The organism is Micromonospora sp. CNZ296 (assembly GCF_007827635.1).
In genome coordinates this window covers 290,649-303,230 of sequence record NZ_VISW01000007.1, presented here as the reverse complement: position 1 = coordinate 303,230, position 12,582 = coordinate 290,649, and the positions used below count along the sequence as shown (strand labels likewise).

Annotated in this window: 16 protein-coding genes; 6 read left to right on the top strand and 10 right to left on the bottom strand. The window is 74.2% G+C overall.

Annotated features, from left to right (window positions below; genetic code table 11):
- Both FB455_RS14860 and FB455_RS14855 read left to right on the top strand, forming a co-directional pair.
- Positions 1–1,008 (top strand): LacI family DNA-binding transcriptional regulator, encoded by a 1,008-nt coding sequence (locus FB455_RS14860; protein WP_013288792.1) that lies wholly within the window; start codon positions 1–3, stop codon positions 1,006–1,008.
- A gap of 123 nt (positions 1,009–1,131) precedes the next feature.
- Positions 1,132–2,037: a GNAT family N-acetyltransferase gene (locus tag FB455_RS14855; RefSeq protein WP_013288793.1), complete on the top strand. Its 906-nt coding sequence runs from the start codon at positions 1,132–1,134 to the stop codon at positions 2,035–2,037.
- Here FB455_RS14855 and FB455_RS14850 read toward each other — a convergent pair.
- The gene (locus FB455_RS14850; RefSeq protein ID WP_013288794.1) at positions 2,030–2,548 is read right to left on the bottom strand and encodes an O-acetyl-ADP-ribose deacetylase; all 519 of its coding nucleotides are present in this window, start codon (positions 2,546–2,548) and stop codon (positions 2,030–2,032) included. The genes FB455_RS14855 and FB455_RS14850 overlap by 8 nt on opposite strands.
- Before the next feature lies 1 nt (position 2,549).
- Positions 2,550–3,341 (bottom strand): EI24 domain-containing protein, encoded by a 792-nt coding sequence (locus FB455_RS14845; RefSeq protein WP_013475126.1) that lies wholly within the window; start codon positions 3,339–3,341, stop codon positions 2,550–2,552.
- A gap of 40 nt (positions 3,342–3,381) precedes the next feature.
- Here FB455_RS14845 and FB455_RS14840 point away from each other — a divergent pair, with 40 nt between their 5' ends.
- Entirely contained in the window at positions 3,382–4,374 is a 993-nt protein-coding gene (locus FB455_RS14840; protein WP_145753727.1) for a helix-turn-helix transcriptional regulator, read from the top strand.
- On the opposite strand, the gene FB455_RS14835 is transcribed toward FB455_RS14840, so the two are convergent.
- Positions 4,365–5,279, bottom strand: a complete 915-nt coding sequence (locus tag FB455_RS14835) for an SDR family oxidoreductase (protein ID WP_047893047.1) — start codon at positions 5,277–5,279, stop codon at positions 4,365–4,367. The two genes, FB455_RS14840 and FB455_RS14835, sit on opposite strands and share 10 nt — an antisense overlap.
- Positions 5,280–5,355: 76 nt before the next feature.
- Here FB455_RS14835 and FB455_RS14830 point away from each other — a divergent pair, with 76 nt between their 5' ends.
- Positions 5,356–6,027, top strand: coding sequence for a nucleotidyltransferase domain-containing protein (locus FB455_RS14830; protein ID WP_030272171.1), 672 nt, complete (start codon positions 5,356–5,358; stop codon positions 6,025–6,027).
- Between the two features lie 4 nt (positions 6,028–6,031).
- On the opposite strand, the gene FB455_RS14825 is transcribed toward FB455_RS14830, so the two are convergent.
- Positions 6,032–6,481 (bottom strand): VOC family protein, encoded by a 450-nt coding sequence (locus FB455_RS14825; RefSeq protein WP_013288799.1) that lies wholly within the window; start codon positions 6,479–6,481, stop codon positions 6,032–6,034.
- 43 nt (positions 6,482–6,524) lie between these two features.
- On the opposite strand from FB455_RS14825, the gene FB455_RS14820 reads away from it, so the two are divergent.
- Positions 6,525–7,124 (top strand): CGNR zinc finger domain-containing protein, encoded by a 600-nt coding sequence (locus tag FB455_RS14820; RefSeq protein ID WP_013288800.1) that lies wholly within the window; start codon positions 6,525–6,527, stop codon positions 7,122–7,124.
- A 1-nt stretch (position 7,125) separates the two neighbouring features.
- On the opposite strand, the gene FB455_RS14815 is transcribed toward FB455_RS14820, so the two are convergent.
- The 5 genes from FB455_RS14815 to FB455_RS14795 form a co-directional block, all read right to left on the bottom strand.
- Positions 7,126–7,863 carry an alanyl-tRNA editing protein gene (locus FB455_RS14815; RefSeq protein ID WP_013288801.1) on the bottom strand — a complete coding sequence of 246 codons (738 nt, stop codon included), beginning with the start codon at positions 7,861–7,863 and terminating at the stop codon, positions 7,126–7,128.
- Positions 7,864–7,874: 11 nt separating this feature from the next.
- Positions 7,875–8,762, bottom strand: coding sequence for an alpha/beta fold hydrolase (locus FB455_RS14810; RefSeq protein ID WP_135242213.1), 888 nt, complete (start codon positions 8,760–8,762; stop codon positions 7,875–7,877).
- Positions 8,759–9,073, bottom strand: a complete 315-nt coding sequence (locus FB455_RS14805; protein ID WP_013288803.1) for a DUF2516 family protein — start codon at positions 9,071–9,073, stop codon at positions 8,759–8,761. The genes FB455_RS14810 and FB455_RS14805 overlap by 4 nt, the downstream gene beginning before the upstream one ends.
- A 71-nt stretch (positions 9,074–9,144) precedes the next feature.
- Entirely contained in the window at positions 9,145–9,924 is a 780-nt protein-coding gene (locus tag FB455_RS14800; RefSeq protein WP_013288804.1) for a hypothetical protein, read from the bottom strand.
- Positions 9,921–10,571 carry a helix-turn-helix domain-containing protein gene (locus FB455_RS14795; RefSeq protein ID WP_013288805.1) on the bottom strand — a complete coding sequence of 217 codons (651 nt, stop codon included), beginning with the start codon at positions 10,569–10,571 and terminating at the stop codon, positions 9,921–9,923. The genes FB455_RS14800 and FB455_RS14795 overlap by 4 nt, the downstream gene beginning before the upstream one ends.
- A 113-nt stretch (positions 10,572–10,684) precedes the next feature.
- Here FB455_RS14795 and FB455_RS14790 point away from each other — a divergent pair, with 113 nt between their 5' ends.
- The gene (locus FB455_RS14790; protein WP_225319748.1) at positions 10,685–11,482 is read left to right on the top strand and encodes an alpha/beta fold hydrolase; all 798 of its coding nucleotides are present in this window, start codon (positions 10,685–10,687) and stop codon (positions 11,480–11,482) included.
- Positions 11,483–11,603: 121 nt separating this feature from the next.
- On the opposite strand, the gene FB455_RS14785 is transcribed toward FB455_RS14790, so the two are convergent.
- The gene (locus tag FB455_RS14785) at positions 11,604–12,563 is read right to left on the bottom strand and encodes an asparaginase (protein WP_013288807.1); all 960 of its coding nucleotides are present in this window, start codon (positions 12,561–12,563) and stop codon (positions 11,604–11,606) included.
- Positions 12,564–12,582: the final 19 nt, after the last annotated feature.

The window sequence follows — 12,582 nt, the reverse complement described above, 5'->3', positions numbered from 1 at the left end:
ATGACGACGGCACAGCGACCGACCCTGGAGGCGGTGGCCCGGCTGGCCGGCGTGTCCCGGGCCACCGTCTCCCGGGTGGTGAACGGCTCGACCACAGTCGCCGAGCCGATCCGGCAGGCGGTACGCCGGGCGGTCGAGGAACTCGGGTACGTCCCGAACCTCGCCGCCCGCAGCCTGGTCACCCAGCGGACCGACTCGGTCGCGCTGGTGATGCCCGAGGCGGCCACCCGGGTCTTCTCCGACGACCAGGTGTTCCCGGGCATCATCCGGGGCGCGGCACAGGAGCTGGAGGCGGCGGACAAGCAGCTCGTGCTGATGCTCGCCGGTTCGCCGGCCGGGCACGAACGGGTCGAGCGGTACACCACCGGGCGGCACGTCGACGGGGTGCTGTTCGCCTCGCTGCACGGCGAGGACCCGCTGCCCGGCCGGCTGGCCCGCCTCGGCATCCCGGTGGTGTGCAGCGGCCGGCCGCTCGACGGCGCCGACGTGCCGTACGTGGACGTGGACCACGAGGGCGGCGTGAGCACCGCGGTCCGGCACCTGATCGCGAGCGGTCGGCGGCGGATCGCCACCATCGCCGGCCCGCAGGACATGGTCGCCGGGATCGAACGGCTGATCGGCTACCGCACCGCGATCACCGAGGCCGGGCTGCCGGAGCTGGTCGCGTACGGCGACTTCACCCGGGAGTCCGGCACCGCCGCGATGCGCGAGCTGCTCGCCGCCGACCCGGAGCTGGACGCCGTGTTCGCCGCCTCCGACCTGATGGCGCACGCCGCCCTGCGCACGCTGCGGGAGGCCGGGCGGCGGGTGCCCGAGGACGTGGCGGTGATCGGGTTCGACGACATCGAGACGGCCGCCTACACCGAGCCGCCGCTGACCACCGTGCGGCAGCCGATAGTGGAGCTGGGCCGGTCGATGACCCGGCAACTGCTGCGCATCGCCGCGGGCGAGGAGGTCGAGCAGGCGCTGGTGCTGCCGACCGAGCTGGTGCTACGCGAGTCCGCGTAAGGAAGGGCCCCCTCTTAACGCCTCAGGTAGAGGAGGGGGCCCTTCTTAACAGCCCGCCGGGCGACCGCCCGCCGCGCGTTAACCGGTCGCGGCGCGGGCGGCGGCGGGGCTAGGGTCCGCCGGATGAGTGGAGCCCTGATCCGTCCCGCCCGTGCCGAGGACGCGCCCGCCGTGGTGGCGTTGCGCGCGCTCGTCTACCCGTACCTGGTGCGGGGCGTCGAGTCGACCCGCCGCATGATCGCCGAACCACCGCCCGGCGAGGACTGGGCGGCCTGGGTCGCCGAGGCGGACGGGCAGGTCGTGGGCTGGGTGTCGGCGTACCGCAACACGCAGACGTCGACGCCCGGCGTGGGCGAGATCGCCACGCTGCACGTGCACCCGGAGCATCGCCGCCGGGGCACCGGCACCGCGTTGTTCGACACCGCGCTCGGTCATCTGCGGACGCTCGGGTCCACCCGGGTGCTCACCCACGCGCGTACCGAGTCGCTGCCGTTCGCGCAGCGGCACGGCTTCACACCCAGCCGGGAGTTGCGCTACTCGGCACTGGACCTGAGCACCGCCCCGCCGATGCCGCAGGCGCCGCCGGGCGTACGGCTGGTGTCCGCCGCCGGGCTCGACCCCCGCCTGGTGCACCGGGTGGATGCCGAGTCGTCCCGGGACGAGCCGGGGGACGTGCCGACGGACTCGCTCGACTTCGACCTGTGGCGGCACGAGTGCTGGGACAACCCGGGGCTGGACCGGGAGGCGAGCATGCTCGCCGAGGTGGACGGCGAACTGGTCGCACTCAGCCTGGTGAAGCGGGACGGCGACCGGATGTGGTCGGACTTCACCGGCACGCTGCCCGCGTACCGGGGGCGCGGGCTGGCCCGGCTGGCCAAGCAGGCCGCGCTGCACGCCGCCGCGGCGCGCGGGGTACGCACCGCGTACACCTCGAACGACGAGGCGAACGCGCCGATGCTGGCGGTGAACGAGCGGCTCGGCTACCGGCCGGTGGACAGCCAGTGGTCATGCCGGCGCAAACTCAGCTGAGCCCGGCGGCCACCCGCACCGCTGTGGCGTACGTGTCGGCGCCGAACAGCACCAGCCGCGCCTCGGCGACGTGCTCCGGGGTGGCCGCGTGCAGCACGCTGAGCGCCTGTGCCACCGCGTCCTCGACCGGCCAGCCGTAGATCCCGGCGGAGATCAGCGGGAACGCGATCCGGGTCGCGCCCAGCCCGTCGGCGACACGCAGGCTGTTGGCGTAGCAGTCGCGCAGCAGCGGCGAGCGGTCCTCGCGCGGCGAGAAGACCGGGCCGACAGTGTGCACCACCCAGCGCGCGGGCAGATTGCCGGCGGTGGTGGCGACCGCCTGGCCGGTGGGCAGCCCGCGCCCGTAGCGGGAGGCGCGCAACGCCCGGCACTCCTCCAGGATCGCCGGCCCGCCGCGCCGGTGGATCGCGCCGTCCACTCCCCCGCCGCCGAGCAGCGACGAGTTGGCGGCGTTGACTATCGCGTCGACCTGCTGGGCGGTGATGTCCCCCTCGATCAAGACGGTGTCCATCTCAGCTCTCCTCGACGGCCTGGCCCAGCGAGCGGCGGGCCAGCAGCGCGGCCCCGGCGACGGCGGCCGGCATGACCAGCACCGCGCCGAGCGGGATCAGGAAGCACAGGAAGACCGCCACCCCGAAACCGAGCGCTGTCGGCCGGTCGGCCCGCAGCCGCGCCCGCCGGTCCGGCAGCCGCATCCCCCGCCGGTAGAACGGCGCGCCCACCAGCTCCAGCGCCAGGAACCAGCCACCCACCAGGGCGCCGACCACCGGGACCACCGTCTGTCCCACCACCGGGATGAAACCGGCCGCGAACAGGGGTACGCCGATCAGCGCGGACAGCGCCACCAGGCGCAGCGAGTCGGCGAGGCTGCGTCGCAGCGAGGACCAGAACGGCACGTCCACCGCACCGGGGGTGCCGCCGAGGCGGTCCTCGACCCGCTCGGAGATCGCCTCGTAGAAAGGGTCGCCGATGACGAGCGTGACGGCGGTGAACGTGAGCACCCCGACCAGCCCGGCGACCCCGACCACCGCCAGCCCGGCGGCGACCCGCAGCAGCCCGCGCCAGGGCGACGACCAGTCGTCGGCGAACGGGGTGAGCCAGCCCGCCAGGTCGTCGACGAAGTAGAGCAGCGTGGCGAACAGGGCCACGTAGAGCGCGCCGGTGATCAGCGCCGGGATCACGCCGAGCAGCATCAGCTTCGGGCTGCGGACGTACATGCCGAAGCCGCGCAGCAGCAGCCCGGCGCCGCCGAGGAAGCGGGTGGCCGCGCCGGTGACGGGCGCGATCGTACGGGAGGCGTTCACGACGGCACAGCCTAATCTGCCGGTGCACCACAATGGGCCTGTGCGTGCGTCCCGGCTGATCTCGCTTGTGCTGCTGCTCCAGTCCCGGGAGACGATGACCGCCGCCGAGCTGGCCCGCGAGCTGGAGGTGTCCGAGCGGACCGTCTACCGGGACGTGCTGGCGCTCTCCGCCGCCGGTGTCCCGGTGTACGCGGACCGGGGCCGGGCCGGCGGCTACCGGCTGCTCGGCGGCTACCGGACCCGGCTGACCGGGTTGAGCCGGGACGAGGCCGAGGCGCTGTTCCTGGCCGGGCTGCCCGGACCGGCCGGGGACATGGGACTGGCCGACTCGGTGGCCGCCGCCGAGCTGAAGGTGCTCGCCGCGTTGCCGCCGAGCCTGCGGGACGCGCCCGCGCGTACCGGGCAGCGGTTCCACCTGGACGTGCCGGGCTGGTTCCGGGAGACCGCGCCGCCGCCGGCCCTCGCCGAGCTGGCCCGGGCGGTCTGGCGGGACCGGATGGTGGAGTTGCGCTACCGGCGCGGGGACCGGGAGGTGACCCGCACGCTGGCGCCGTACGGGCTGGTGCTGAAGAACGGGGTCTGGTACCTGGTCGGCCGGGTCGGTGACGGCTGGCGGACGTACCGGGTGGACCGGGTGGTGGCGGTCGAGGTGGGCGCCGACGGGTTCGACCGGGACGAGGACTTCGACCTCGGGGCGTACTGGCGGGAGCAGGCGGGCGCGTTCCTGCGCGAACTGCTGCGGGAGCGGGTGACGGTGCGGCTCGGCCCGGCCGGGTTGCGGGCGCTGCGGCACCTGGTGGACGCGCCGTTCGTCCACACCGAGGCGGTGGACGCGGCCGGGCCGCCGGACGAGCAGGGGCGGCTGGTGCTGCGGCTGCCCGTCGAGTCGGTCGACGTCGCGTACGGCCAGTTGCTGGCGCTCGGCCCGGAGGTGGAGGTGCTGGCGCCGCCGCAGCTGCGGGCGCGCTTCGCCGAGGCGACCCGCCGCGCGGCGGCGCTCTACACCGATCCGCCGTCCGACGGTCAGCGGTAACCGTCCGGGTCGGCCGGCTTACCAGGCTTGACCACCTCCTCGTAGTAGCGGGCCCAGTGCGGGCGGCTGCCGTCGACGTCGGTGAAGCCGTACACCTGGGACAGGCCGCCGCTGTCCAGCGACCGACCGTTCCAGCGGGCCCGGTCCGGGTCGGCGGCCAGGGCGGCCACCGCGCGCCCGACGAACGCCGGCGTCTCCGACATGACGAAGTGCGGTTCGGTAGTCGCGGCGTCGCGCCAGTTCGCCTCGGTGACGCCGTAGTGTTCGAGCATCGCCTCCGAGCGCAGCCAGCCGGGTGTGAGCGCGACGGCGGTGCAGCCGTGCGGGGCCAGCTCGTGCGCCTGGCTGAAGCCGAGCCGGTTCACCGACACCTTGGCCAGGTCGTAGAAGACCGACAGGCGGTACTCGCTGTCGTTGTGCTCCTTGGTGCCGTCGCCGACCTCGACGACCAGGCCGCCCGGGTTGCGGATCAGCAGCGGCAGCGCGAAGTGGCTGGTGATGATGTGCGTGTCGACAGCCAGCCGCAGCGTGCGGAACCCGGCGTCGAGCGGCTGCTCCCAGACCGGCTTCTCCCAGGTGATCAGCGGGTCCGCGCCCCAGACGTCGTTCACGAGCACGTCCAGGCGGCCCTGCTCGGCGTCGATCCGCTCGACCAGGCCGCGTACCTGCTCGGGGTCCAGGTGGTCGACTGCGACGGCGATCCCGGTGCCCCCGGCGGCGGTGACCAGCTCGGCGGTCTCCTCGATGGTCTCCGGCCGGTCCATCTCGGAGCGGCGCTCGCGGGTGGTGCGGCCGGTGGCGTAGACGGTGGCCCCGGCGGCGCCGAGCTGCACGGCGATCTGCCGCCCGGCGCCCCGGGTCGCGCCCGCGACGAGCGCGACAGTTCCGGTCAGTGGTGAGTTCATGGGACCACCGTGCAACAGATACCTGACAGCGGAAGTCCGGTTTCCCGGACGATCCGGATGGGCGATGATCACCGGTATGCACCTGCTGCTGTCCGGGATCGTCGGCTCGGTCGCGTACGGGCTGGCCGGTCCCGGCTCGGACACCGACCGGATCGGCGTGTTCGCCGCGCCCACAGTCGCGTTCCACGGTCTGCGCCCGCCCCGCGAGTCGGTGGTCACCACCGACCCGGACGTCACGCTGCACGAGGCGCGGAAGTACGCGCTGCTGGCGCTGAGCGGCAACCCGACCGCCACCGAGCTGATGTGGCTGCCCGAGGACTGCTACGAGACCCGTACCGGGTTCGGCGAGGAGCTGATCGCGATCCGGTCGGCGTTCCTGAGCGCGCCGCGCGTCCGCGACGCCTACCTCGGGTACGCCTCGCAGCAGTTCCGCAAGCTCGCCACCGCCCCGGCGGACAGCGGCGGGCGGCGGCGCTCGGCGAAGCACGCCCGGCACCTGGCCCGGCTGCTGCACCAGGGCCGGACGCTGTACGCGACAGGCGTGCTGGAGATCCGCCTCGCCGACCCGGAGTGGTTCCGCGCGTTCGGCGAACGGGTCGCCGGTGGCGCGCTGGGCGAGGCACAGGCCCTGGTGGCGGCCGCCGAGGCGGAGTTCGACCGGGTCCGCTCGCCGCTGCCGGAGCGCCCGGACGAGGAGACAGTGGAACGGTGGCTGCTCGCCGTCCGGGCGGCGTACCTGCCGCGCTGAGCGGTCACTGCACGTCGAACTCGTTGCCCTCCGGGTCGGCCATCGTGGTGTGCTCGCTGCCCCGGTCGGCGACCTCGGCCAGCACCGTCGCGCCGAGCGCGGTCAGCCGCTTCACCTCGGCCGCCCGCCCCTCCGGCCCGACGTGCAGGTCGACGTGGAGGCGGTTCTTCACCCGCTTGGGTTCGGGGACGGCCTGGAACAGGAACCGTCGGCCCAGCCCGGTGCCGCTGGCCGGGTCGACCGGGTCGTCCGGGTGGCGTACCGCCGCCAGCTCGCGCCACGCCTTGCGGCCGTCCACCTCGACGTACGCCTCCGGCGGCACCGCACCGGCGGCGGCCAGCCGCTCGATCAGCACGCTGTTGTCCTCGACCTGGTAGCCGAGCGCCTCGGCCCAGAAGCGGGCCAGCCCGATCGGGTCGGCACAGTCGATGACGAGTTTCCAGTCCCGGGCCATGTGTCCTCCGTGGTCAGCTGGTGTAACCAGTTATAGTGGTTACGTGACGGACGGCGCAAGCGGACTCACCCTGATCAGTCCCGAAGGCACTCGATACCGCTTCGACCCGGGCGCGCTCTGCCTGGAGCTGCTGACCACCGGCGGTCCGGGCGCGTTCGCCCGCTACGAGGTGCTGCACCGGCCGGACGACCTCGCGGGCTGGCTGGCCGTGTCCCGCCTGCGCCTGGACCCCGCCACCGTCACCGTCGACGCGGACGACCTGGCCGCCGCCCGTCGGCTGCGCGACGCGCTCTGGCGAGTGACGCAGGCGCGTACCCGCGACGAGACCCCGCCCGCCGCGGACCTGGCCGTGGTGAACGACGCGGCGGCCGGGCTGCCGCTGAGCCCGCAGGCCGGTCCCGACGGCAGCCGGTCCTGGCGTACGCCGCTGACCGGCGCGCAAGTGGTCGCGACATTCGCCCGGGACGCGGTCGACCTGCTCACCGGCCCGTACGCGGCCCGGATCCGGGAGTGCGGCGCACACGACTGCCAACTGGTCTTCGTGGACACCTCCCGGCCGGGGCAGCGCCGCTGGTGCGCGATGGAACGCTGCGGCAACCGGCAGAAGGCGCGCGCCCTGCGGTCCCGGCGTGCGCCCGGGTGACTCAGTCCGCCAGGCGCACGCGTACCCGGCGGTTGGCCCGTCCCTTGCTCTCCACCTTGACCACCTGGACCTTGCCGATCTGGGCGGTGGAGGCCACGTGCGTGCCGCCGTCGGCCTGCACGTCCAGCCCGACGATGTCGACGATCCGCACCTCCTGCTCCTCCGGCGGGATCAGGTTCGACTGGGTACGGATGATGTCCGGCAGGGCCAGCGCCTCGGCGCGCGGCAGCACCCGCACCGCCACCGACCGGTCGGCGGCCACCTCGGCGTTCACCAGCTCCTCGATGCGGGCCTTGAAGTCCGGCGGCACCTCGGGGAGGTTGAAGTCCATCCGCGCCTCACCCGGCTCCATGTTGCCGCCCGTGACGAGCGCGCCGAAGTCGCGGAACACCACGCCGCAGAGCACGTGCAGCCCGGAGTGGGTACGCATCAGCATGGTCCGGCGCGTGTCCTCGACCGCGCCGGCGACCTCGGTGCCGACCGGCGGCACCGGGTCACCCTCGGCCGGGATCAGCCAGAGGTCGTCGCCCTTGCGGGTGCCGACGATCCGGGTCTGTACGCCCTGCCAGAGAAGCACCCCGTGATCCGGCGGCTGCCCGCCGCCGCCCGGGTAGAACGCGGACCGGTCCAGCACGATGCCCTGCTCGGGATCGGCCGCCAGCACCCGGCAGGTCCACTCCCGCAGAGTCGGGTCGGCGAGGTCGAGCCGGTGCGTACGGCCGTGGTGTGTGACGCCCATGGACGGCGACGTTACCCGTTCAGGAACTCCGAGACGCGCTCCCGCAGGTCGGCGCGCTCGGTCCAGAGCACGCCGGGCCGGTCGTACACGTGCAGTGTGGCGTTGGGGAGCGCGGCGGCGAGCCGTTCGGCGACGGCGACCGGGTGCAGGTCGTCCTCGGCGGCGGCGATGACCAGCGCCGGCGCGGTGACCGCGGCGAGCGACCCGGCGTCGTCGAGCGGGGCCTGGGCGGGCAGGTCGGCCAGCCCCGGCGCGAGCCCGTCGCGCAGCAGCTGGTCGAGCCGTTGCCGCAGGTACGCCCAGCCGGCCGGGGTGTTGCGCACCGACGGCGGCAGTTCCAGCGACACCGCGTCGGCCAGTGCCGAGGCGTCGCCCTCGGCCACCGCGTCGAGCAGGCCGGTGAGCCGGGCGCGGGCCACCTCGCCGCGCGGCTCGTCCAGCACGGCGGGCAGGAAGAAGACGAGCCGCTCGAAGCGTTCCGGGCTCTCCGCGAGCAGCCGGCACAGCGCGCCCGCGCCGAGGCTGGCGCCGAACGCCCGGGTCGCGCCGCCCAGGTCGGCGACGGCGCGCAGATCACGGGCGAGGTCCAGGTAGCTCCACGGACCGGGCGGGGAGTCGGAGCGGCCGTGCCCGCGGAACTGGAAGAAGATGCGCCGCCCGGCGACGCCGCTGCCGAACGGACGGGTGGTGGCGATGCCGCTGCCCAGCCCGTGCGCGAACACGGTGACCGGGTCACCGGTGCCGGTGACCAGCCGTTCCAGGCTCACCCCATGCGGGGTGGCGACCAGCTCCGTCTCCGGCTCGGGCAGCGCGGGACGCCCGGTCCGGGGCGCGCCGGGGCCGGGCCCCCAGGTGCGGGGACCGCCGTCCGGCGGCGGAGGCCAGCGGAAACCTCTCACCAGGACCCTCGGCCGTCGTGCAGATCCCGCAGACCCGGCCGCACGTCGAGCAGGTAGATGAGACCGGCGGCGATGCCGATCAGTCCGAACAGGCTGATCGGGCCGAATCCGAGCAGGGTCAGCAGCAGGCAGACCGCCAGAATGGCGACCCAGCCGCCCTTGGGCAGCGTGCCGAGCGCGGCGAATCCGTCGCCGCGCTGGGTGACCGCGTGCACCAGCGCCACTCCCTGTACGACCAGGGCGAAGACGAGCAGGATCAGCTGGATCACGTCTTGGACTGCGAACGCGAAGATCGGCGCGGCGATGGCCATGGGGGCAAGCTTATGCCGAGACCCCGGAAACGTCCGACAAGACGTTGTCCGGGGTCCGGTGGAGCATCAGGTCACTCGGCGGCCGGGCGGGTCCGCTTCGTGGCCTTCGGCAGCTTCGCCGACGGGGTGGCCGGCTTGGTCGCCTTGGTGGCGGTCGTCTTGGCGACGGCCTTGGTCGCGGTCGCCTTGGTGGCGCGGGTGCGCTTCACCGCGGCCGGCTTGGCGGCCACCGCCTCGGCCACCTCGGCCGGGCTGGGCACCTCGGTCGTCGCGGCGGCCTTCGGCGCGGTCTCCGGCTTCGGGGTGATCTCGGCCTTCGGGGTCACTTCGGTGCCGGTGGCCTCGGTGGCCTCGATGTCGGCGTTCACCGTGTCGGCGGCCTCCAGCACGCCGGCGCCGACGACGCGCTCACCCCGGGCGACCAGCTCGGCGTACGCGGCCAGCGCGCGCTCCTGCGCGGCGTGCGCCCCGGCCACCACGACGGCGGCGTTGCGGGTGGCGGCCTCGCGGAGCTTGTCCAGGTTGGCGGCCTCGCGCAGCTTCTCCAGGTTCGCCGCCTCGCGCAGCTTCTCCAGGTTGGCGGCCTCGCGGAGCTGGTCGAGGTCGGTGGCGACGGCGCGCTCGCGCAGCCCGGTGGCGGTCTGGTTGGCGGTCTTCAGCGTCTCGGTGGCCTTCTGGCGCAGCTCGAAGCCGGTGACGACGGCCTTGCCGCCGAGGTCGGCGACGACCCGGGTGCCGAGGCCGCTGACCACCGTCGGCAGCTTGCGGAGCTGCTCCAGGGCCAGCTCACCGGCGCCGGCGGCGGCGTAGAGGGGTGCGGGGATGCGGTTGGTCTTCGGCTGGGTGGTCATGACTGCTCCTCTTCGGCCGCACCGGCGGCCTTCCGGGCCGCCCGGCGGGCGGTCGTGTCCTGCGGGGCGGCGGTGGTCGGGGCGGGCGCGGTGGTCGGGGCGGGCGCGGCACCCGCTTCGGTGACGGCTACCGATTCGAGGACCGCCTCGGTCGGCGTGCCCTCCGGCGTGACCGGACCGGTCGCGGCCGCGGCCACCGTCGCCGGGGCCTCCGGCGCGGAGGCCGGCTCGGTCGCGACCGTTTCCGTCGTGGCGGCCTTCTCGGCCGCCTCCGCCGTCGTGGCCGCCTCGGTCGCCTCGGCCAGGCGGGCGTTCTCGCGCCGGAACGTCTCGTAGATCTGGGTGAGCGACTGCTTCTGGGCCATGGTCAGCTCGGGGTCGACGGCGATCGCCGCGAGCACGCCCTGGCCCTCCTTGTCGTCCAGCAGCCCGGCACGCAGGTACATCGCCGGGGTGGAGACACGAAGTGCGCTGGCGAGCTGCTGGAGCACCTCGGCACTCGGCTTGCGCAGCCCACGCTCGATCTGGCTCAGGTAGGGATTGCTGACGCCCGCCTGCTCGGCGAGCTGGCGCAGTGAGATCTTCGCGTTGCGCCGCAGGTCGCGAATGAACCCGCCGACATCGGGAAGGTCCTTGCTGGTGGCCATGACTCAACGCTAGCTCGGCCCGCTAACTCCTGCAAGCAAAACGCTAGCCAGAGTTAGCAGGGTCACCGAAGGTGGGTTGCGGAGGCCATGTCCGGTCCGTACCGTTCTCCCCCGTGACCAAGATCGATATCAACGGCGCCCAGCTCGCGTACGACGAGAGCGGCACCGGAACCGCCGTGGTGCTGCTGCACGCCGGCATCGCCGACCGGCGGATGTGGCGCGGGCAGGTCCCGGCGCTCGCGCAGCGCCACCGGGTGATCGCGCTGGACCTGCGCGGCTACGGCGAGTCGGAGCTGCCGACCACGCCGTTCGCCCACCACGACGACGTGGTCGGGCTGCTCGACGCGCTGGGCGTCGAGCGGGCCGCGCTCGTCGGCTGCTCGTTCGGCGGCCGGGTCGCGGTGGACACCGCGCTCGCCCACCCGGAGCGGGTCTCGGCGCTGGCGCTCTTCGGCGCTCCGGTCTCCGGCAACGAGTGGTCCGAGGAGACCGAGCAGCTCTGGGAGGAGCTGGTCGGCGACGTGGACCCGGAGGACTTCGCCGCCACCGCCGCCGGCGAGGTGCGTTTCTGGGTGGTCGGCCCGACCCGCCGCCCGGAGGACGTCGACCCGGAGCTGATCCGGTTCGCCGAGGAGATGGACCGCCGGGCACTCGCCGCCGAGCAGGCGCTGAGCGCGATCGAGGTGGGCGAGCTGGACCCGCCGGCGATCGACCGGCTGGGCGAGCTGCGCGTACCGGTACTGGTCGGCACCGGCGCGGACGACCTGGCCGACATCCGCCGCCTGGCCGACCGCATCGCCGACGAGGCCCCCCACGGCGTGCGCATGCCGGACGTGACGAACGCGGCCCACCTGCTCCCCCTGGAGCGCCCCACCGAGACCAACGCCACCCTCCTGCCGTTCCTCCCCTGACCACCCCGACTCCCTCCCTTCGCCGCGTTGATCTTGCACTTGCAGCCCTCGGCACGCCTGGAATGCGCATTTCGCCGGGGCAGCAAGTGCAAGATCGCCGGGGGTAGAGGGCGGGGAAGGGTTACCAGGTGGGGCGGATGGCTCCTACCGGGAGGCCGCCGCCCAGCAGGGGCGGTTCGGCGTACTCGGTGAGGATGGGGGCGCGCACGTCCAGGCGTGCCAGGGCCGACACCAGGACGGGTGTGCGGGCCCTCGCGGCGCCGTCGTCGATCTTCAGAGCGACGGCGCCGACCTCCGGGATCGCCGCCGCGATCACACCCTCCGCGCCGATCTTGGCGAGCAGGCCGGGTACGCCGCGCATCAGCCGCGTGTCCTCCGCCTGGGTGCCGCCGACAAGTTCCGGGTACGCCCGCATCGCGTCCGCCACCGTCCGCTCGACGGTGCCCGGCTCGGCCTCGACCAGCCGCAGGAACGCCCGCGCCAGCCCGGTCAGCGAGACGGCCAGCACCGGTGCGCCGCAGCCGTCCACCCCGACCGCCGCCGCCCGCTCGCCGGTGAACTCCTCGATCGTGGCGGTCAGGCACTGCTGGAGCGGGTGCTCGGGCCGCCAGTAGCCGTCCAGCGGCCAGCCCGCGGCCAGGCAGGTGCGCACCATGCCGGCGTGCTTGCCGGAACAGTTCATCAGCACCCGGGCCGGGCCGCCGCCGGCCCGCAGCACCGCCTCCCGGGCGGCCTCGCCGAACGGCAGGTCCGGCGGGCAGTGCAACGCGTCCTCGGTCAGGCCGGCGTCGCGCAGCAGCGCTGTCACCCGCTCGACGTGGAACTCCTCGCCCGCGTGGCTGGCCGCGACGAGCGCGATGTCGGCCGGGTCGGTGAGCGGCAGGCCGGCCCGGAGCATGCCGATCGCCTGCATCGGCTTGCTCGACGAGCGGGGGAAGATCGGCGAGGTGACGTCACCGGCCCCGGCGACCGGCTCACCGGCGGCGTCGAGCACCACCACGGAACCCCGGTGGACGCCCTCCACGAAGCCGGACCGGACCACCTCGGCGAGCGGCACGCCGCCCTCGTACGTTTTTCCCACGGTATGGACCGTACCGAGG